The 19,209-nt window shown below is 64.4% G+C and carries 22 protein-coding genes; 5 read left to right on the forward strand and 17 right to left on the reverse strand.

The annotated features are described in order from the left end of the window. Window positions 1–18 precede the first annotated feature (18 nt). The 3 genes from FFY45_RS05850 (at window position 19) to FFY45_RS05860 (ending at window position 3,012) form a co-directional block, all read left to right on the forward strand. Complete coding sequence (locus FFY45_RS05850; protein ID WP_176339728.1) at window positions 19–1,206, forward strand: sensor histidine kinase; 1,188 nt, start codon at window positions 19–21, stop codon at window positions 1,204–1,206. Between the two features lie 91 nt (window positions 1,207–1,297). After that, window positions 1,298–1,900 carry a response regulator transcription factor gene (locus FFY45_RS05855; protein ID WP_074056481.1) on the forward strand — a complete coding sequence of 201 codons (603 nt, stop codon included), beginning with the start codon at window positions 1,298–1,300 and terminating at the stop codon, window positions 1,898–1,900. 323 nt (window positions 1,901–2,223) lie between these two features. Next, entirely contained in the window at window positions 2,224–3,012 is a 789-nt protein-coding gene (locus FFY45_RS05860; protein WP_176339729.1) for a ThuA domain-containing protein, read from the forward strand. Between the two features lie 99 nt (window positions 3,013–3,111). On the opposite strand, the gene FFY45_RS05865 is transcribed toward FFY45_RS05860, so the two are convergent. The 9 genes from FFY45_RS05865 to FFY45_RS05905 all read right to left on the reverse strand — a co-directional run bounded on the left by FFY45_RS05865 (window position 3,112) and on the right by FFY45_RS05905 (window position 11,690). After that, window positions 3,112–3,654, reverse strand: coding sequence for a cytochrome b (locus FFY45_RS05865; protein ID WP_115039428.1), 543 nt, complete (start codon window positions 3,652–3,654; stop codon window positions 3,112–3,114). Beyond that, window positions 3,651–4,745 (reverse strand): catalase family peroxidase, encoded by a 1,095-nt coding sequence (locus tag FFY45_RS05870; RefSeq protein ID WP_176339730.1) that lies wholly within the window; start codon window positions 4,743–4,745, stop codon window positions 3,651–3,653. Before FFY45_RS05870 ends, FFY45_RS05865 begins: the two co-directional genes overlap by 4 nt. A 628-nt stretch (window positions 4,746–5,373) precedes the next feature. Continuing rightward, window positions 5,374–6,744 carry a leucyl aminopeptidase family protein gene (locus FFY45_RS05875; protein WP_176339731.1) on the reverse strand — a complete coding sequence of 457 codons (1,371 nt, stop codon included), beginning with the start codon at window positions 6,742–6,744 and terminating at the stop codon, window positions 5,374–5,376. Window positions 6,745–6,786: 42 nt separating this feature from the next. Further along, window positions 6,787–7,524 (reverse strand): HAD family hydrolase, encoded by a 738-nt coding sequence (locus tag FFY45_RS05880; protein ID WP_176339732.1) that lies wholly within the window; start codon window positions 7,522–7,524, stop codon window positions 6,787–6,789. A 100-nt stretch (window positions 7,525–7,624) separates the two neighbouring features. Beyond that, on the reverse strand, window positions 7,625–8,731 hold the full coding sequence (locus FFY45_RS05885; protein ID WP_043889516.1) for an AI-2E family transporter: 1,107 nt from the start codon (window positions 8,729–8,731) through the stop codon (window positions 7,625–7,627). Between the two features lie 172 nt (window positions 8,732–8,903). Continuing rightward, window positions 8,904–9,287, reverse strand: coding sequence for a hypothetical protein (locus FFY45_RS05890; RefSeq protein WP_023905508.1), 384 nt, complete (start codon window positions 9,285–9,287; stop codon window positions 8,904–8,906). After that, window positions 9,284–9,772: a phage holin family protein gene (locus tag FFY45_RS05895; protein WP_176339733.1), complete on the reverse strand. Its 489-nt coding sequence runs from the start codon at window positions 9,770–9,772 to the stop codon at window positions 9,284–9,286. The genes FFY45_RS05890 and FFY45_RS05895 overlap by 4 nt, the downstream gene beginning before the upstream one ends. Window positions 9,773–9,775: 3 nt before the next feature. Further along, entirely contained in the window at window positions 9,776–10,138 is a 363-nt protein-coding gene (locus FFY45_RS05900; protein WP_176339734.1) for a hypothetical protein, read from the reverse strand. Between the two features lie 115 nt (window positions 10,139–10,253). Next, window positions 10,254–11,690: a Do family serine endopeptidase gene (locus FFY45_RS05905; RefSeq protein WP_176339735.1), complete on the reverse strand. Its 1,437-nt coding sequence runs from the start codon at window positions 11,688–11,690 to the stop codon at window positions 10,254–10,256. 242 nt (window positions 11,691–11,932) lie between these two features. On the opposite strand from FFY45_RS05905, the gene FFY45_RS05910 reads away from it, so the two are divergent. Continuing rightward, complete coding sequence (locus tag FFY45_RS05910) at window positions 11,933–12,850, forward strand: histidine biosynthesis protein HisIE (RefSeq protein ID WP_176339736.1); 918 nt, start codon at window positions 11,933–11,935, stop codon at window positions 12,848–12,850. Between the two features lie 297 nt (window positions 12,851–13,147). On the opposite strand, the gene FFY45_RS05915 is transcribed toward FFY45_RS05910, so the two are convergent. From FFY45_RS05915 to FFY45_RS05950, 8 genes are all read right to left on the reverse strand, one after another. Then, window positions 13,148–13,810: a DUF3313 domain-containing protein gene (locus FFY45_RS05915; RefSeq protein ID WP_176339737.1), complete on the reverse strand. Its 663-nt coding sequence runs from the start codon at window positions 13,808–13,810 to the stop codon at window positions 13,148–13,150. A gap of 63 nt (window positions 13,811–13,873) precedes the next feature. After that, window positions 13,874–14,164 carry a hypothetical protein gene (locus tag FFY45_RS05920; RefSeq protein ID WP_176339738.1) on the reverse strand — a complete coding sequence of 97 codons (291 nt, stop codon included), beginning with the start codon at window positions 14,162–14,164 and terminating at the stop codon, window positions 13,874–13,876. A gap of 100 nt (window positions 14,165–14,264) precedes the next feature. Continuing rightward, entirely contained in the window at window positions 14,265–15,446 is a 1,182-nt protein-coding gene (locus tag FFY45_RS05925) for a sensor histidine kinase (protein ID WP_176339739.1), read from the reverse strand. After that, window positions 15,443–16,108: a response regulator transcription factor gene (locus tag FFY45_RS05930; protein WP_006450948.1), complete on the reverse strand. Its 666-nt coding sequence runs from the start codon at window positions 16,106–16,108 to the stop codon at window positions 15,443–15,445. Before FFY45_RS05930 ends, FFY45_RS05925 begins: the two co-directional genes overlap by 4 nt. Window positions 16,109–16,259: 151 nt before the next feature. Beyond that, on the reverse strand, window positions 16,260–17,147 hold the full coding sequence (locus FFY45_RS05935; RefSeq protein WP_176339740.1) for a TIGR01777 family oxidoreductase: 888 nt from the start codon (window positions 17,145–17,147) through the stop codon (window positions 16,260–16,262). A gap of 188 nt (window positions 17,148–17,335) precedes the next feature. Then, window positions 17,336–17,929 carry a DUF4142 domain-containing protein gene (locus FFY45_RS05940; RefSeq protein WP_006450950.1) on the reverse strand — a complete coding sequence of 198 codons (594 nt, stop codon included), beginning with the start codon at window positions 17,927–17,929 and terminating at the stop codon, window positions 17,336–17,338. Between the two features lie 99 nt (window positions 17,930–18,028). Next, window positions 18,029–18,295 carry a hypothetical protein gene (locus tag FFY45_RS05945; protein WP_023905500.1) on the reverse strand — a complete coding sequence of 89 codons (267 nt, stop codon included), beginning with the start codon at window positions 18,293–18,295 and terminating at the stop codon, window positions 18,029–18,031. A gap of 43 nt (window positions 18,296–18,338) precedes the next feature. Next, on the reverse strand, window positions 18,339–18,620 hold the full coding sequence (locus tag FFY45_RS05950) for a hypothetical protein (RefSeq protein WP_006450952.1): 282 nt from the start codon (window positions 18,618–18,620) through the stop codon (window positions 18,339–18,341). Between the two features lie 387 nt (window positions 18,621–19,007). Here FFY45_RS05950 and FFY45_RS05955 point away from each other — a divergent pair, with 387 nt between their 5' ends. Beyond that, window positions 19,008–19,172 (forward strand): hypothetical protein, encoded by a 165-nt coding sequence (locus FFY45_RS05955; protein WP_023905498.1) that lies wholly within the window; start codon window positions 19,008–19,010, stop codon window positions 19,170–19,172. Window positions 19,173–19,209: the final 37 nt, after the last annotated feature.

Consider the following 19,209-nt stretch of genomic DNA (forward strand, 5'->3'; position numbering starts at 1 on the left):
TCACAGAGACCCATCCAGATGCGCTTATGGCTTCCCGGCTGGCTTCGCCCCGCCGCCAATTCGCAGGTTGCAGCACGGCTGGCGCAAGGCCAGTCGCCGTGGATGGATGGCGTGCACCTGCTGTGGTCGAGCTGGGTGTTCGTGGTGCCGGTGTTTTCCTCGCGCGGGTACGACAGCACCTGGCTGCTGTGCACGCTGCTGTCGTACCCGGTGTTCCTGCTGCTGTACGCGCGCATGTTGCTGGCGCCGCGCGGCACCCTGTATCGCTATGCCTGGGCGATGGGTGTGCTCAGTGCCGCGTTGCTGCCGGTGTATCCCTCGGGCATCAGCTATTTCGTGTTCGCCTGCCTGAGCCTGCGCCCGTCCACGCGGCATGCGGTGTGGCGACACTTCGCGATGCTGGTGGTGATGAACGCGCTGTACCTGGGCTGGGCGCACTGGCTGGGGATGCGCCTGCAGTCGCTGGTGTGGCTGCCGGTGTCGGTGCTGGGCATGGCTGCGGTTGGGGCTGTCTACAGCATCAACGAACGCAAGGACGCGTTGCTGAGGCTGTCGCAGGACGAAGTACGTCGATTGGCCGCCACCGCCGAGCGCGAGCGCATCGGGCGCGACCTGCACGATCTGCTCGGCCACACCTTGTCGTTGGTGGCGCTCAAGTCCGATCTGGCCGCGCGCCTGATCGAACGCGACCCGCAGGCCGCGCGCAGCGAGATCGATGCCGTGGCGCAGATTTCGCGCGATGCCTTGGCGCAGGTTCGGCGTGCGGTCACCGGCATCCGCGCCGCCGGGCTGGTGGCCGAGCTGGCATCGGCACGTGTGTTGCTGGAGATGGACGGCATCGTGCTGGAACACCAATTGGAGACGCTGGCATTGCCGCCCGAACATGAGACCGCCCTGGCCCTGGTGGTGCGCGAAGCGGCCACCAATGTGCAACGGCATGCGCAAGCCAGACGTGTGTGCGTGAGCCTGCGCGCGCAAGGCGAGCAGGCGGTGCTGGACATCAGCGACGACGGGCGCGGCGGTGTGATCGTGCCCGGCAATGGCCTGGACGGCATGCGCACGCGCCTGCATGGACTGGGTGGCGCGCTGGAGGTGGAAGCACTGCCGCGCGGCATGCACCTGCGCGCCAGCGTGCCGTTGCCGCGCCCCACGCTGGCACCGGCACTGCCGCCATTGCCGGTGCCGCTGGTGCCGCAGTCGCGTTGATTGCACCTGCGCCGACTGCACCTCACTCAATGCACGGCAGGTGCCACCGCTGCTATCGTGCGCCACCATTGTCTGCATACGAGCGCGCGCGATGATCCGGGTGTTGTTGGCCGAAGACCAGGCGCTGCTGCGTGGCGCATTGGTCGCCTTGCTTGGACTGGAAGATGATATCGAGGTGGTCGGCAGCGCAGGCGATGGCGAAAGTGCCTGGCGCGAACTGCAACGCTTGCAACCGGATGTATTGATCACCGATATCGAAATGCCCGGGTTGACCGGCCTGGAACTGGCCCAGCGCATCCAGCGCCAGGCGCTGCCGGTGCGGGTGATGATCGTCACCACCTTTGCCCGCCCCGGATTTTTGCGTCGCGCGCTGGACGCCGGTGTCGCTGCGTATCTGCTCAAGGACGCGCCGGCCGAACAACTGGTCAGCGCGCTGCGTCAGGTGCAACGCGGCGGGCGAGTGATCGACCCACAACTGGCAGTGGACGCGTGGGTGGAAGCCGACCCCTTGAGCGAACGCGAGCGCACCGTGTTGCGGTTGGCTGGCGAAGGCCGCTCGGCCAGCGAGATCGCGCAGCAGCTGCAGTTGTCGCACGGCACGGTGCGCAACTACCTGTCCGAATGCATCGGCAAGCTGGGCGTTGCCAATCGTATCGAAGCGTATCGCCTTGCGCGGCAGAAAGGCTGGCTGTGAAGCACTGACGCAGACGCTTGCGGCACCCACGAGCGCAACCCTGGATGACATTGGCTGCGCAATGCCGCGCATCGATCGTGCACTGTCGCAGCAAGCAGCTTCCAACCGTGCCCAAGTGCGGCTAATAACACGACACGCTCACTACCAGGCGGGCGCAGCAGGTGCTAGGTACAGCATGCACCGCTGGCGCGCCTCGGTTCTGATTACGCAGTCAGCAGAGTCCGCAGACAACATACTCGCCGCGATTTGTCAGCCACTCTAAAAAAGCATGCCGCACGCACGCAGGTACACTGCCGAACGAGTGATCATCGCGAGCGAATTGCATGAAATATCTGTGGCTGTTGGGTCTGCTAGTTGCCTGCACATTCAATGCATCCGCCGAGCAATTCAAGATATTGGTGGCGGCCATTCCCAACCAGTATCACCACGACTATATCCCGGTGGCCAAGCCGCAATTCGAAGCGATGGCGCGCAAGCACTATGTCGAGCTGGTATGGGCGTGGAATGCCAAGGCCTTCGATGGCGATCTGTCGCAATATGCGGCGATCGTGCTGCTCAATACACCGGCCACCGATCTGGATCCTACCCAACGTGCGAACTTTCAAAAATTTGTGCGCAACGGCGGCGGCGTGGTCGCGGTGCACAAGGCCTTTGCGATCAAGCGTGGTGAGTGGGAGTGGTACGACCATCTGATCGGCCGCTCGTTCCGCACCCATCCGTACATGCAGACGGCGATGGTGGATGTGGTGGACGCCAATTTCCCGGCCACTGCCGGCCTGCCCAAACGATGGGTGTGGACCGACGAATGGTACGAATACGATGCGCCGTACAGCGATGACCTGGTCACGCTGTTGACGGTTGACGAAACCAGCTACGACCCCACGCTGATCTGGCCCGGCCAGGTCGCCAAGGGCATGGGCAAGCAGCATCCGGTAGCGTGGTATCACCATTTCGAAGGCGGCCGCGTATTCGCCACCGCGCTCGGCCATTTGGCCGAGGCGTATAACGACCCGCGCTATCTGGATCATCTTTACGGCGGGATTTACTGGGCCGCGACTGGCAAAGGCATCGACGCATTTACGCCAGCGGCTGAAACAAAGCGCCAACGTTAAGCATTAGCCCCTCTCCCCTCGGGAGAGGGGTTGGGGTGAGGGTACGTCCGCGCAGTGAAATTACGCTGTGCAACACGTCTTCAACCACGCACCCACCCATCAACGCGCAGACCGCTCCCCGCGCGCCATGCTGGAAAACACGCCGTCCCGGCGCACCCACGCATGAAACAGCGCCGCGCTCAGATGCCCCAGCACCGTGGCAAACAACAGATACGCCAACCAGCCATGCGCGCTGCGTAGCCACGCGTACAACGCAGGATCGTGCGGTGCGATCGGCGGCAATTGCGCGCCAGGCCACAGTACGATCGGATACGCGCCGGCCGACAACATCGCCCAGCCGATCAGCGGCATGCCGAGCATCAACGCATACAGCAACCAGTGCGAGGCGATCGCAGCAGCTTTTTGCCATGCCGGCAGATCGGCCGGCAACGGCGGCGGGCGGTTGCGCAGGCGGTTGATCAAGCGCAGCACCGCAAGGATCAGGATCGTGATACCCAGCGGACGATGCAGGTCGATCAACCATGGCCGCTGCGTGACCGAGGCCACCATGCCCACGCCGACGAACAACATGGTCAGGATCATCGCGGCCATCAGCCAATGCAGCACGCGTGCGGGCAGATTGAAGTGGGTACGGCTGCTCATGGGTGGGCTCCCTGGCCGGTGGCGGCGGCGCCTTGGCCGTTGGCGATTTCATGCTCGCGTCGATTGAACGATTGCGAATACACCGACGAACGCGCCGCCAGGATCGGGTCGTTCGAGCCCGCGATACCCTTGGGCAAAATCAGCGGGTCGTAGTTGAGATCGCGGCACGGGCCGGTGGCCTGCGGCTCGGCATGATCGATCGAGACGGTGCCGGCCACGATCTGCTTGCGGCTCTCCGGCCACGGCTGCGAAGGATCGTCCACCGCATCGCCCGGTTCGGCAATGGTCAGCACCATGTCCCAACGCAACGGTCCCTGCGCCAGACGCTGATCGAGATCGGTGGCGAGAAAATCACCATCGGCCTTGGCACGCTGCTCGGCACTCAATTCCTTGAACGTTGTGTGCGGACGCATCGACCAACGGATGTAACGCTCGCGTCCATCGGCGGCAATGGCGCGGAAGGAATTCACCCCGTTGTACTGCGTGTTGGCCCAACTATCCGACCACGGCGCGGTCTTGGCCCACTGCTGAAACTTGGCCGCCTCCGGATACTGCTTGCCGAACGCGGCCAGCTTGGCCGGATCGGGTTTGCCGGTGGCCGGGTCCGGCTTGGAGGCCACATTGAGCGCTTGAAAACCCGCTGGCGTGGCCACCACGAAGAACGGAAAACTGTTCATCGCGGTGCGCCATTCCTGCCCGTCGTCGCTGCGCAACAGCAGCGCCATGCTGCGTACGCGCGCGGCGCCATCGGCGCCATGCGGGTCGCCGCCGCCGATCGACATGCGCCCGAGCACCGGCGTGCTGGCCTGGCTGAAGATGCGTGCCGACGACAGCCAGGTGGCCTTGCCGCTGGCCTTGAATTCGCCGCTCACACACACGCCTTTGGTGTGCGCGCGGCGAAAGCCCGGATGCGGCGGCCCGCTGGATTCGATGGTGTCGGTCATGCGCGCGGCGGTGAGCCGGTCGCTACCGATCCAGCCGGCGGTCCAGGCGAATGCCACCGCGATGCCGCCGGCAATCGCAGCGATGCCGAGCAGCGGCGCCACAGCACGTGAGCGCTGCGGCGGTGGAGAGGGAGGTGGCACGTTCATGGCTGGCTCCGGTGGGCGATGCAATGAGGGTCGATGCGGTACTGAGTCAATGCAGTAAGGCAATGTGCGGCGCAGTGATGGTCAGGCCCGCCAACGTGCGGCGCAGGCATGACCCGTCGGCGAATAGTCCACGCTCCAGTGCGTCTACTGTGTGATGCAGCCACCAAAGCGGCCGATGAATGATCCCGATGACGGGCAATAGCGCAGCGTGCTGATGGCATTACGCCCTCGACCCGCTCGGCTTGGGGATCTCCAGATGACGCTGAAGCTCAAGCTCTCGGTCGCCTTGAGAGGTTGATCGAACGGTGTGGATACGTTGGTTTTAGAGCGGCTGATCTGTGTGTTTGCTGCAGGGTCCTTGCCCGCCCACCATCGCGGGACACGCCGCAAGTACGTCCATGTAGGCTCTACTGCGGCATCCATGCCGCATAAGGTCCCGCGACGGTGGGCGGGCAAGGACCAGTCGAGATGGTCGGTTTGCATGGTTGCGAGCCGTGAATGCAGCGCGGACGTCGGATGCGCTGCGGCCTGATCACGCACTTAATCCGATCAACGTCGCTGCCATTGTCGACATCACTTCACTCGTCGACAAAGGCGAGTTTGTTGAACGCCGTGGTGTCAGCCGGCCTCAGCCACCGTAACGCTGCTTGAGCATCGCGTAAGCCGAGCGCAACGCCAATGCTTCGCCGCCGGCCGGGCGGCCGGGGCGGTCGCTGTCGTTCCAGGCGTACACGTCCAGATGCGCCCATCGCTGGCCCGGCGCGACGAAGCGCTCCAGATACAGCGCGGCAGTGACGGCGCCGGCCATGCGCGAGCCGGCGTTGGCCATGTCGGCCACGTGGCTGTTGAGATAGCGCAGGTACGGGCGCCACAGCGGCATGCGCCACACCGGGTCGCGGGTCTGCTCGCCAGCGCTCAGCCAGGCCTGCGCCAGGGCATCGTCGTTGGCGAACAGCGCAGGCAGATCCGGGCCTAGCGCGATGCGCGCGGCACCGGTGAGCGTGGCGAAATCCAGGATCAGATCGGGGCGCTGTTCGGTGGCGTAGCTCAGCGCATCGCACAGCACCAGGCGGCCTTCGGCATCGGTGTTGTCCACTTCCACCGTAACGCCGGCGCGGGTGGTGATGACTTCGCCGGGGCGGAACGCATCCGGGCCAACGGCGTTTTCCACTGCAGGAATCAGCAAGGTCAGCCGCACCGGCAACTGCTGCGCCATGACCAGGCCAGCCAGCGCCAGCGCATGCGCCGCGCCGCCCATGTCCTTTTTCATGTTGCGCATGCCGTCGGCCGGTTTCAGATCCAGCCCGCCGGTATCGAAGCACACGCCCTTGCCGACCAGCACCAGATGCGGATGCTCGGCCGCGCCCCAGCGCAGCGCGATCAGACGCGGCGCGCGATGCGAGGCGCGCCCGACCGCGTGAATGGTGGGGAAGTTCTGCGCCAGCAATTCCTCACCGACGATCGCCTCGACCTGCGCGCCATGCGTTTGCGCCAGTGCGCGCGTGGCATCTTCCAGTTGTTGCGGGCCCATGTCTTCGGTGGGTGTGTTGACCCAGTCGCGCACGCGCAGGCAGGCTTCGATCAAGGCGCGGGTTTCCGCCGATGGCGTGGCCGCCAGTTCGGCCGGTGCACGCGGCACCTTGCGATAGCGCGAAAAGCGATACGCGCCCAAGCCCCAGCCCAGGTGCAGCAGCGCCTGTTCGGTGTCGCTCAATGCGCTGACCAGCGTCCAGCGGCTCGCCGGCGGTAACGCCATCGGTGCATGTGCGTAGGCGTAGGCATCGGCGCGGTCGCCGATGCCCAGGATCGCCCCGGCCAGCCCGTTTTCGCCCGGCAACAGCAACACGCTGCCCTGCGCCGCATCGAAGCGCTGCGCCTGCGCCCACGCCAACACGCGGGTGGGCTGCTCGGCGTACCAACCTGCAAAGCCTGCGCGGTCGAGCACATATAGCGGCAATGCGGCGGCGTTGGGATCGATGAAACCGGTGAGCTGCGACATGGGAATCCTTGAATGCGGCGCCGTGCGCCGAGCAATAGTGGCTCAGGCGGGAAGGCGGACGCCATCGTGTGCGGCGCCTGAATGCGGCCGGTGTGCGTCGAGCCAATCGGCCAGCCCGGCCATGGAGTCGAACTCCAGATCGGGCTGCTGTGTGGGGTGCGACCACTGCGCGCCTTCGCGATTGATCCAGCACGCGCGCAAGCCGGCATCGAGCGCGCCGAGCACGTCCATGCGCACGTGGTCGCCCACATGCAGCACCTGGGCCGGCGGCGCGTCCAGCCGCGCGCATGCGGCCAGGAAGATGCTCGGGTCGGGTTTTGCGCTGCCGTGTTCGCGCGAGCCCAGCTGAAACGCAAAGTGGTGCATCAGCCCGATGCGCTGCAGATCGGCATTGCCGTTGCTGAGCGCCGCCACCGGCACATGTGCGGCAATGCGCGCCAGTGCGTCGAGCGCGTCCGGATAGCATTCCACCTGGTTGCGCGCGGCGTAGAACACCTCATAGGCGGGTTCGAGCAACGCCAGATCGCCGCCGCTCTCGCGCAGCGCCATTTCCAGCGTCAACCGGCGCAGCGCGCTGAGGTCGTGATGCAGGTGCGGGTTGTCGGCAAAGCTGCGCTCGCGCAGTTCGCGCATTGCCTCTACCGGAAAGCGCTCGGCAGTGACCGGGCTGTGCTCGCGCATCCAGTCGTACAGCACCTGATCGATCCGCGCCCCGATCGGCGCAAAGGGCCACAACGTATCGTCGAGGTCGAGAGTGATGGCGCTGATGTGGAAGCTCATCGCGAGATTGTAATGCCGGGAATGGGGAGTCGGGAATCGAGAATGGGTAGAGCGGCGCCTCTGCTCTTGCGATTCCCAACTCCCGATTCCCGATTCCCGGCTACTCAAGCAGCCTGGCCCAACGCTGCATCCCCTCCACCCGGCTCAGCACCATCTTGATGCAGACTAGCAGCGGCACCGCCAGCAGCAGGCCTACCATGCCCCACAGCCAGCCGAACAGCATCAGCGCCAAAATCAACATCAGCGGCGAGATTGCCATGCGTCGGCCCAGCACGATCGGGGTCACTACCTGGCCTTCGATGGTATGCAGCGCCAGATACAGGATCGCCGGCAGCATCGCCGACAAGGTGGTGCGAAATTCCACAAAACCCATCAGCAGCATCAGCATCACGCCGATCAGCGGGCCCACATACGGCGCGAAGTTGAGCAGCGCCACCACCGTGCCCCATAGCAATGCTTCGGGCAGCGGAATCTTGAGCGCATACAGAATGCCGGCGAAGACCAGTCCGACCAGCGTATTGATCACGCTGATGGTGAGTACATAGCGCGAGACCTCGCGTTCGATGTCCAGCATGATTTCTGTAGTAAAGCGCTGTTGCTGTCGATTGGGCAGCAAGGCGATCGCATGCCGCTGCAGGCTTTCGCCATAGACCATGAAGAAGAACGTCAGCAGCACCACCGCCAGCACCGAGGCGGCCAATTTGGGCGTACGCACCAGCGCCTTGTACGGGTCGTCCATCTGCGTGCGCACGATCTGCACATTGCGCTGACCTTCGCCGCCGGCCGCACGTGCGAAATTTTCCGCGGCCTGGTTGGCCTGCATCACCGGCTTGGTGAGATCGCGTACATCGCGCGCGATCTGGCGCATCTGCCGCGGTGCCTGCTGCACCCATTCCGCAGCCGGGCCGGCCAATTGCGCGGCCAGCGCCACGGTGCCGGCCAGGCCCAGGCACAACACCATGAAGGCGCCAAGAAAACGGGGGATATAAAGCTTGCGCAAGCCGCGCAGGATGGGATTGCCGATCAAAGCGAAGAACGCCGCCAGCATCACCGGCAGGATGATCGTCTGCGCTGCCCACAAGGTGTAGCCCACTGCCAGCGTGGCCAGCACCACCAGCGAGGCGGGGGCTCGCGGGCGCGGTGCCGGTGGGGGCGGGAGCGATTCTGCCGGGACGGCAGCATCCAATGAGTCGATGGGAAGAGACATGCGCGCCCTGGCAGCAGACTGGCGTGGTGCCAGCGGTGGGCCATTATCGGCAGAACGCGTCAACAGCGCGCACAGAGTCTGTGCGCATCATGTCAGTATCGAAAGTTCGGTGGCGGACTCGGCCGCACAGGCAGTACACAAAGGCACACGGTGCCCGCCTTCAGCGCAGCGATCAGGCTGCGCGGTCTACCGGCGCCTGCACCACGGTCACCGGCGGATCGGCAGCAACCTCTTCGGCGTTGTCGGCCGCACGTTCGGCCTGCTCGGAGGCCTCCTGCGCGCGATGTGCGGTAAACAGGGCAGAGATCGTGCTGATCATCTGCAGAATCTTCGGGATACCGCCCAGCTTGCTGGCGATGCTGCCAAGCGCGGCTTGCGGTTCGTTGCGGCCGGTGACAAAACCCAGTCCGAAACCGACCACCACGATGCGCAGCGGCGACCAGCCAGCACGCCAGGTCTGGCGTAATTCACCCCAATGCTGACGCGTTTCTTGCGCGCGCCCTTCCACCAGAAATTCAGCGCGCTCGACGCGCTGACGCAAGGTGCCAAACTTCATGTACGCGCTCCATTGCTGGGCGATGCAGTGGCATCGTCGTCGTCATTGCTGTCATCGAAGATGCCCAGCTTGATCAGCTGACGACGTGTCGCATTCAAGCCGGTGTGATCGAAGTAGAAGAACACCCGCCACGCCGCGATGCCGGTGACCAGCAAGCTGGCCAACGCGGTGAAGAACATTGCCTGGAACCAAGACAGCCCGGCGCGCTGCAACAACGCGATGATCGCGCCTGCCAACAACAACCATGACGAAGCGCCGAAGACCACGGCAACGCATGCCCATGCCAGGCCGCGCCCGAAGGCACTGCGTGCAAGTTGCAGATCGGCCGACAACAGCCGGCGTAATGCGCGGCTGGTGTCCTTGGCCGAGCCCAGCGTCGCACGACCGGCAGCGCCGACCGCACGCACGCTTTCGTCCAGTCCTGGCGTTTCCGCACGCGCGTTGGGCGCGTCGGATGCTCCAGCTGTAGAGGCCTGATCGCTCACGACTTAGTTGTCGTTGCTGCGTGCCAGCTTGGCAATGATCCAGCCGGTCGCAAATGCAACGCCGAACGCAGCCAGCGGACGCTCGCGGATCAGATCGGTGGCGCTTTCCAGCAGGTCGTTGCCCTTGCTAACCAGCACATCGAGCTGCTCTTTGGCAGCGGCGCCACCGAACTCTGCAGCCGCCATGCCGGCCAGTGCGGTGTCGGACAGCTCTGCCTTGACGTTGGCGCGACCGAGCTTGAGCTCATCGCTCGCAGCGCTGGTGGCGCCCTTGACCGCTTCGCCTGCAGCGCTGGCAGCGGACTTCAGGTGGGTGCTGGCTTCGCTCAGATTCTCTTTCAGCTGATCGGTATTGGTGGGGCTCATGCGATATCTCCTTCGGTCATTGATGGCAGCCGCGACAGCATGCGGGCGTGTTGCAGCAATAGCATCGCTGCGGTGTAGGGGGTGTTAGTGGACGTGCATCGCAGTGCACGCCACGTCAACGCATCAACGCGTCGTACTGCGCGTTGCCACGCAAGATGCGTACGACCAATTGCTGCGGTTTGCGTTGAAAGTTGGCGCGCCAGCTGGCCAGATCGGCAAACTCGCCCACGCTGCTGGCCACGATCACATCGCCGCTGACCAGACCATTGGCAGCCGCGCGACCGCCGCGTTTGACCTCGCTGACCATCACCCCGGTAATGCCGGATTGGCGCAGCGATTCGGGCAGATCCACAAAGGTGGCCCCGCCCAGGCGTGGGTCGAGCATGTCGCCGGTGACTGCACGGTCCTGCTCTTTCAAGGTGGCGGTGAGCTTGAGCGGTTTGCCGTCGCGACGAATCTCCAAGGTCACCGCGCTTCCTACCGCTTGCAGGCCTTCGTAATTGTGCAAGGCTTCGGCACTGTCCACGCGTTGGTCGTTGGCCGCCACCACCACATCGCCCGGCTGCACGCCTGCGGCCGCCGCAGCGGAACCTGGCAACACGCGCGTCACCAGAGCGCCGCGCAACGAATCCACACCCAGGCCCTGCAGCATCTGCTGGGTAAGGTTCTGGGTTTCCAACCCGAGCGTGCCGCGCACCACCACGCCCTTGGTGACCAATTGCTCCACCACATTGCGCGCCAGGTTGGAGGGGATCGCCAGGCCCAGCCCGATATTGCCGGCCATGCTGCCCTGCGGATTGAAACTGGCGGTATTGATGCCCACCAGCTGGCCTTGCAGATTGACCAGCGCACCGCCGGAGTTACCCGGATTGATCGAAGCATCGGTCTGGATGAAGTTCTGGTAGCCCAGCCCGCGAATACCGCTGCGGCCCACTGCCGAGACGATGCCGGAGGTGACCGTCTGGGTGAAGCCGAACGGGTTGCCGATCGCCACCACAAAATCGCCCACCCGCAACGCGCTGCTATCGGCCAGTTTGATGTCGGTGAGCTTGTCGGCCTTGATGCGGATCAGCGCAATATCGGTGTCGGCATCGGAGCCGATGAAGTCGGCCTTGACGGTGCGCCCGTCGCCGAGTGTCACCTGCACGTCGTCGGCATTTTCGATGACGTGGTGGTTGGTCAGCACGTAGCCCTTTTGCGCATCGATGATCACGCCCGAGCCCAGCGATTCGTTGATGCGGTCCTGCGGAATTTCCGGAAACAGCCGGCGCAGGATCGGGTCGTTGAAGAACGGGTTGCGCACGCGTACCACTTGCTTGGTGTTGACGCTCACCACTGCCGGCATCGCCTGCTGCAGCATCGGCGCCAACGACGGCACCGGTTGCCCGGCGACCGCGGCCGGCAACGCGGCGGCGGCGGGCAGGGTGAAGGACGCAGCGCCGGCCGGGGTGGCCTCGGCACGGTTGTCCAGCCAGGCATTGATGCCGGTGGCGGCAAATCCGCCGAACGCGGCGGCCAATGAAAGTGTCAGCAGGGTAGGCAGCGGTCGCATGCAACGGAATCCGGTTACGCGGTGGAAGAGGAATAGGGCGTCTGACTGCGTAAATCAAGCTGAACGAGAGTGCCAGTGCGTAATTTAACTTCTGGTGAAAGCGCCGCGCACCCCTTGCAGGCCTTGCGTTGACAGCCGCTTGAGCCCGGCGTAGCGTCCGCTTGATCCGATGCCTGTTCAGCATACGCATGCCGTCGTGCATCGCCTGCGTTTTTCAGAAATGACGCCCTTAAGGAGGGTCTATGAGCAACGGCAATGGTGTGACGGCAACCCTGTCCGACGCCGTCGACAGCGTAAAAAGCACGGCCACCGAACTGACTGAAACCATCGCCAGCACTACCAGCGAAGCGGTTGCCAGCGTGCAGGACGCAGCCGGCACGGCGGTGGAAGAGGTCAAGACGCGCGTGGCCAAGGCACGCAAGGCCGTGGTCAAGGTCGAAAAACGCGTGGTCAAAAAAGCCAATCAAGCGGCCACTGCCGTCACGCGCAGCGTGGCCAAGACCAAGCGCTCGCTGGTGTCGACCAAAGAGGCTGCCAAGGACAAGCTGACGGCCACCAAAGACGCGGCTAAGCACAAGCTGAGCACGACGAAAGACGCAGCAAAGCAGAAGTTGACCGCGACCAAGGATGCGGCCAAGCAGAAGCTGACCAGCAGCACCGCCGCGGCCAAGCAGAAGCTGACCAGCAGCACCGATGCGGCCAAGCAGAAGCTGACCAGCAGCACCGATGCGGCCAAGCAGAAACTGGCCAGCACCAAGGCCAGCGCCAGGCAGAAGCTGGAAACCGCCAAGGCCAACGCCAAGGCCGAAGCGGCTGCATTGACTGCCAAGACTGCCGCCAAGAGCGCAGCGCGCAAAAGCGCGGTGGCCAAGGTCGGCGCGCGTTCGGCAGCGAAGAAGGCTGCGGCCAAGTCGGCTGCCCTCAAGAAGCCGGTCGCCAAGACCATTGCCAAGACCACGGGCAAGAAAGCGCCAGTGGCCAAGCAGACCGCGACCAAACAGGCAGCCGTGAAGAAGGCGCCGATCAAGAAGGCGGTAACCAAGACCGCGTTGAAGAAAGCCGCTAAGGTCACCAAGACCCCGGCAACGCGCGCAGTGGCCAAGACCACCGCCGCCCGCAAGGCCGTCGGCAAGAAAGTGGCCAAGCGCGTGACGCGCTGATGCTGCAGCGCCGAGAGGGCGCTGCACGCTGACAACGGGTGGGTGTTGCAAACTGATAGAGGCCGGCGCCGTTTGTACAGCGTCGGCCTTTTGCATGGGTTGATCGCTAATGAGGCGATATCGGGCAGTTGGCTAGCACCCCTCGCCAAGCGCGGGACATCAAGCCCCTCTCCCTTCGGGAGAGGGGTTGGGGTGAGGGTACGGGGCGAAGCCCTCGTGTCGTTCCAACTGCACGAGGGCTTCGCTCGCACCCTCATCCGCCCCTTCGGGGCACCTTCTCCCGATGGGAGAAGGGAGCTACTCCATCCCTTTGACCAACTGCTCGGCACCCTTGCGAATGCCGGCTTTTGCCGCGTCGTATGCACCCAGGCTGGCCTTGATGTTCATCGCGCTCGGATACTGCTTTTCGACATAGGCAGCGAGCAGGCGATTGCTCTGTGCATCGAAGATTTCCACCGCATAGCTGACCGAGCCGGAGAACGCGCCCTCCTTGCCGCGTGCGGCCTGCACCGCGTTGTAGGAACCGCCGCCGATATCCACCTTCATGAAGGTGCCGAGCACGCGCTTGCTGGGCTTGGCGCCGGTCAAGGTGATGCGTACACGTAAGCTGCCGCGCTCTGCCGTGGTCGCGCGCTGCCAGCGCTGCCCGATCGCATTGCCGAACTCCTGCTGCATATAGTCGGCCAACATGCGTTTGTCCTGCTCGGCCACGTCTTCGAATTGCGCGTCCGGGCCGCGATAGATGCTTACCGGCTCGATCAACGCGGCGCGGTAGCGGGTCCAATCCACTTCGCTCTTGTAGGAATACGGCATGCGGTCGCCGCGGCTGCCGTCGTGCGGGCGCAGATAACTGGCAGACGGCAGTTGGCTATACGGCATCGGACGCGTGCTGGCGCAGCCGATCAGCGTCACGCCAACCATTACAAGCGCGCAGCAACGGACAGAAAAAGAGTGCGACATGAAGAAGTACCTGAAGAAGAAGAGGAAATGGCGTTGCAACAGCACACAGCCGATGGCCAGCGCTCAATGCATCAAGAAACTGACCAAGGCCAGCGCAAAGACCACCGCTGCGGCAACGAACAACACACTGCTTTTTGCCCAGTGCTGCAGTCGGCGTGCATCGCGCGCGCTGCGGATATCCGGTAACGCACTCCAGATGTCGCGATTACGCGTGCCGGTGCGGCCGCAGCGGAATTCCAGTGCAGGCGTCGCAGCAGTGACAGCGGTCGTGACGCTGTCGTTGGCGGCGATGTGCGGTGCCAGCAGCGAGACGGCGGCCGGAGCGAGATGGGTGGAACGGATCGAGTGGAACATCACCATGCATCCTGGACGCGTGCGGTGAGTGCACTCTAGGCAAGCGGTTTTGGAAACTTATTGGTATCGTCGGCGCGCCATTGCGGTGCGCGGACTGCAGTCAGCCGCTAATGCGCGCACTGTCGCTGGCAAACACCACGCGCACGCACAGGCCACGCCCCTCGTTGCCTTCGCAGGTTTCGATGGCGGCTTCGTGCAGCCGTGCGATGCCGGCCACCAACGACAGCCCGATACCGCTGCCTTGCACCTCGCTGTCGGCAACCCGGTAAAAGCGTTCGAAGATGGATGCACGTGCGCTCTCCGGCACGCCGGGGCCGTCATCGCTGACCTGCACGAACGGGTGCAGCACATCGGCGCGCAGGCAATAGCCGCAACTCACTTCAACCGTGCCATGGGTGCGGCCGTAGCGGATGGCGTTGTCGACCAGATTGCGGATCAGGATCCCCACTGCGTCCACATCGCAACGCAGGGTGCACGGTGCGGCTTCCAGTTGCAGAGTGATGTGGCGCGCATCGGCCTGCACGCTGAATTCGTCCAGCACGTGGGTGATCAATTCGCCCATATCGACCTGCTGATACGCCGCCGATGTGATGCCTGCATCCAGTCGCGCCAGGTCCAGTAATTGCTCGGCCAGACGGTTGCTGCGGCGTGCGGTTTCCAGCAGCTGTTGCAGCGCCGCGTCCTTGGCTTCCAGCGTGTGCGCACGCAGCGCCACTTCGGCATAGGCATGCAGCGCCGACAGCGGGGTGCGCAATTCGTGTGCGGCATCGGCAACGAAATCACGTTCGGCCTGCACGGTTTTTTCCACCCGCGCCAGCAAGGTGTTGAAGGAGCCGATCAGCGGACGGATTTCATCCGGCACCTGGTCCAGCGGCACCGGTTCGGTATCCAGCCCGGTGCGTTGCGCAATGGCGAGCGAAACAGCGCGCAGCGGCCCGAGCGAGGTGCGCACCGCCCACCACATCAGTAGGCCCAGGATCGCTAGCTGCGAGGTATTCAACACGATGGCAGTGAGCGTCTGCTTCAGGCTGATGCGCGAGGACGCGTTGCCCATCGGGGTCTGGATGTCTGCCGTGGCCGGAGGGTCTGGGGTATCGAAGCGATGCTCCAGCGTCTCCGGCAACACGGAGATCAATTGATCGCCAAACGTGTTGAGCTCCTGCTCGAACACGCTGTGATGGCCCTGGGTGACCAGTGAGACCAGGATCCACAGCGAGGTGGACCAGCTCAGCAACACGATTGCGGCCAGCGCCGCCAGCATGCGCGCCTGCAGCGATTTCATTCGGGCGCCTTGCCGACCATGTAGCCCTGGCCATAAATGGTGGAGATGAGTTCGTCGCCCAGCTTGCGGCGCAACTGGTGCACATACACAGCGATCATGTTGCTGCCGCCTTCGGACGGGCCGCCGTAGACGCCTTCTTCCAGCTGATCCTTGGTGACCACGCGCCCGGCACGTTCCATCAACGCGAGCAGCAGGCGGTATTCGTGCGCGCTCAGTGCGACCCACTTGCCGTCCCTGGTGACCTTGCGGCTGCTCGGGTCCACGCAGACATCGCCCTGAGTGAGCAGCGGCACCACGCGGCCCTGGCTGCGCCGGGTGATTGCGCGCAGCCGCGCCATCAGCTCATCGAACTGGAAGGGTTTCACCAGGTAATCGTCGGCACCGGCATCCAGGCCGCGGATGCGGTCGGTGAGCTGGCCGCGCGCCGTCAGAGCGATCACCGGAGTGGCGTCGTACTGGCCGCGCATGAAGCGGATCACGGTCAGCCCGGACTCGCCGGGCAAGCCGATATCCAGCAGCACTGCCGTGTAGCGATGGTCCACCAGCACGGTCTTGGCGGCGTTGGCACTACCGACATGGTCGATGGTCCAGGACTGCTGGCGCACGCCGGCGCAGATCGCGTTGGCCAGCATGGTGTCGTCTTCGACGAGGAGCAGGTGCATAGAGGTTCCGCCGGGCACGGGGCCAGTCCGAGATGCGCGCCACTGTCGGAGGTCGCCATTAGGCAAATATTAGTGCATGGCCCAGGCGCGCATTCCAGCGCGGCCAGCGGCGTTGTCCCGGTGGCCGAAGTCACCGGGCCGGTGGCGCAGCTCAGCGCTGCAGGATGGCGCGCAACGCCGCTTCCAGGCCTGGGTACTGGAAGCGGAAGCCGGCAGCCAGCGCACGCTGCGGCAGCACCCGCTGGCTGATCAGCAGCAGCTCGGCCATTTCGCCGAAGCCCAGCCGCAGCAGGCCGGCCGGCAGCGCCAGCAGCGCCGGGCGGTGCAGCACCCGGGCCAGCGTGCGCGCGAACTCGGCGTTGGTAACCGGGGTCGGTGCGGTGGCGTTGTAGGCGCCCGCTTCGCCGTGCTCGAGCAGCCACAGCAGCAGCGCGACCATGTCGGCGCGGTGGATCCAGCTCATCCAGTGGCGGCCATTGCCGAACGGGCCGCCGCCGCCAAAGCGGAACGCCGGCAGCATGCGCGCCAGCGCGCCGCCATCGCGGTCGAGCACGATGCCGGTGCGCACCCAGCTCACGCGCGGGCCCAGTGCGGCGATCTTGGCCGCTTCGGCCTCCCAGTCGCGACACAACACGGCGGAAAAATCGTCGCCGGCGCTGTCTGCTTCGGTCAGCGCGGTGTCGCCGCGTTCGCCGTAATAGCCCACCGCCGAGCCGGAGATCAGCACGGACGGGCGCTGCTCGGCCGGTTGCTGCGCGATCCAGGCCTGCAGTTGCCGGGTGATGCCCAGCCGCGATGCGCGGAATTGCTGCTTGCGTGCGTCGGTCCAGCGGCCGGCCGCCAGCGGCTCGCCGGCCAGGTTGATGACGGCATCGGCTTGCACGCCGTCCAGCGTCTCCACGGCGGTGATGCCGGGCAGGGTGCGGCTGGCGCGGCGGGGATCGCGCGTCAGTACGCTGACCTGATGCCCGGCGCGCAGCAAGGCCGGGCACAGTGCCTGGCCGATAAAGCCGGTGCCGCCGGTGATGAGCAACTGCATGGTGGAGACTCCTGGGCCAAGGCGATGCGGCACGATAGGCCAGGGTGGGCGGCAGCGCAGTGAAGTCGATGCCTTGCCGGTGCTGCGATCGGATCACGCGTTGCACCGAGCTGATCGCTGCGCGCAGCCCAAACGCAAACGCGCCGGACCAGCCGGCGCGTTGCGCGATCGCTAAAACAGTCGAGCGCTTACTTCGACGAAGACACCGCGTGGGCGCGCTCGAAGTGCGCCGACACCACACGGCGGCTTTCTTCCAGATGCTGCTTGACCGCAGCGCTTTCGGCGGCGGGCAGCAGTTCGGAGTCGATGATCTTGATGGTGTCGCCATGGTCGATGACCATGGTGCGCATGAAGCCGTTGCGATATGCATCCTTGCCGTCTGGCAGGGTCAAGGTCTGCGACAGCGCATCAGCGGAAGCCTTGCCCTTGGCGCGCATCGCATCGGCGCGCGCGCTGCCGGTGGCACCCAAGGCCTTGCACTTTTCGAGATTGGCTTCGTGGTCGTGCAGCATCTGCTTGGCGAATGCGTCGGTGGCGCCGCCCATGTCCTGCGCGATGGCCTGCTTGGCCAGCGCGATTTCGTTTTCGTCCAGCGCCGCCAGCACGCCCAGCACTGCGCCATCGCCCTTGGCCAATTCGGCTGCGCCGGTGCCGCTGACCGGTGCGGCAGTGGGTTCCGGCGACACCGCCGGTGCGGTGCGCGAGGCATCGCCGCCGGGGCGATCACATGCGGTAAGCGTCAGCATGGCGAACAACGAGGTAGCAACAAGAAGGGATTTCATGGACGTCCTGAGCGTTGAAGAAACCGCCGGCAGGTGCCGACGGCAAAATGCAAAGGAGCCGCTGTGCGGCTCCGATAATGCGCGGGGGGAGTTATGCACTCACGCCCACTGGGTCTGGGCTACCGACCCGAGGCCCATCGGCCTGGCCGGTGCATGCACTGCGTCCTGCGCGCTGCGACAGATACGCGTCATGCGTGCGGTGCGTTCGCGAATCACCGCGTGTTCGCTGGCCGGCGCACTGCCCAACAGACTGGCCACATGAAAGCCAAGGATGTCCTCCGCGCGGTCGCCCTGGTCGCTGACGATGTGCGGTACCAACCGCTCCAATCGTTCCAGCTCCTGCTGCACTTGATACGGGGTTTTCATGACGTTCTCCAATGAATAACGGGTCCTGCTGACACTGACGTACTCAACTATTGCGCATGCCCAGACGCTGCCAGCAATCGGTGGCCAACTGCTCGTAATTGGACTGGGTGTTGGATGAAATGAAGTGATGTTCCAGGCGGTCGCGAAACAACCGCAGACGCTCCTGATCACTTGAACGCGGTGCCTGCAGATAGATATCGCAGGCCATTTTCACCACCGGTGACAACTCGCTGAACTTGCCTGCACCAAGGTTGCCCTGGGCATGCCGCGCTTGCCAATGCGCGATTTCGGCTTGTACATCGATAACGGAGGGGTCTCTGCTCATGACTTCGGGTGGTCCGGGTTAAACAAACTTGACGTGCAGGGTAACTGCGGGTATGTCAACGAATGATCATCGAACGCGACCATTGGCTCTTCGTGCGGCCGTATTGCCTTAATTGGTCAGCGTGTTCATGGATCTCTACACGCTGCATATGCACTGCGGCCTACATGCGAATTCCAGCGTCGACGGCAGCGACCACATTCGGCTCGTGCACCGGCCTGTATCACTTTGAGCGGATCGAGGCGCCGCGCAAACGAGCGCAGTGCAAAGATGAATACGATAAATTGCGCTAGAAACAGCCGTGTTTTACGGAAGATTCTGAACCGCTCTACACCTGTGTAACGTCTGATCCGTAAGCTCTGCAGCGACGTAATGGAGAGAGCACCCAGGATGCAGGAGAGCGAAAGCAGTCGCAGCAAGCCGCAGCACGCCAGCGGCACATCGGAAGCACGCGTGTGGTGGCATGCCTTGTTGGAGTTGCGTGGCGGGCGCGTCGCCATCAGCCTAGTCGTGGTGCTTGTGATTGTGCTCGGGGTCTACCTGGTACTGAAGTAAGAGGTAGCGCAACACCCGTGCAGTAACGTGTTGCAGG

It is taken from the genome of Xanthomonas hortorum, from assembly GCF_011305375.1.
Lineage (GTDB): Bacteria > Pseudomonadota > Gammaproteobacteria > Xanthomonadales > Xanthomonadaceae > Xanthomonas > Xanthomonas hortorum_E.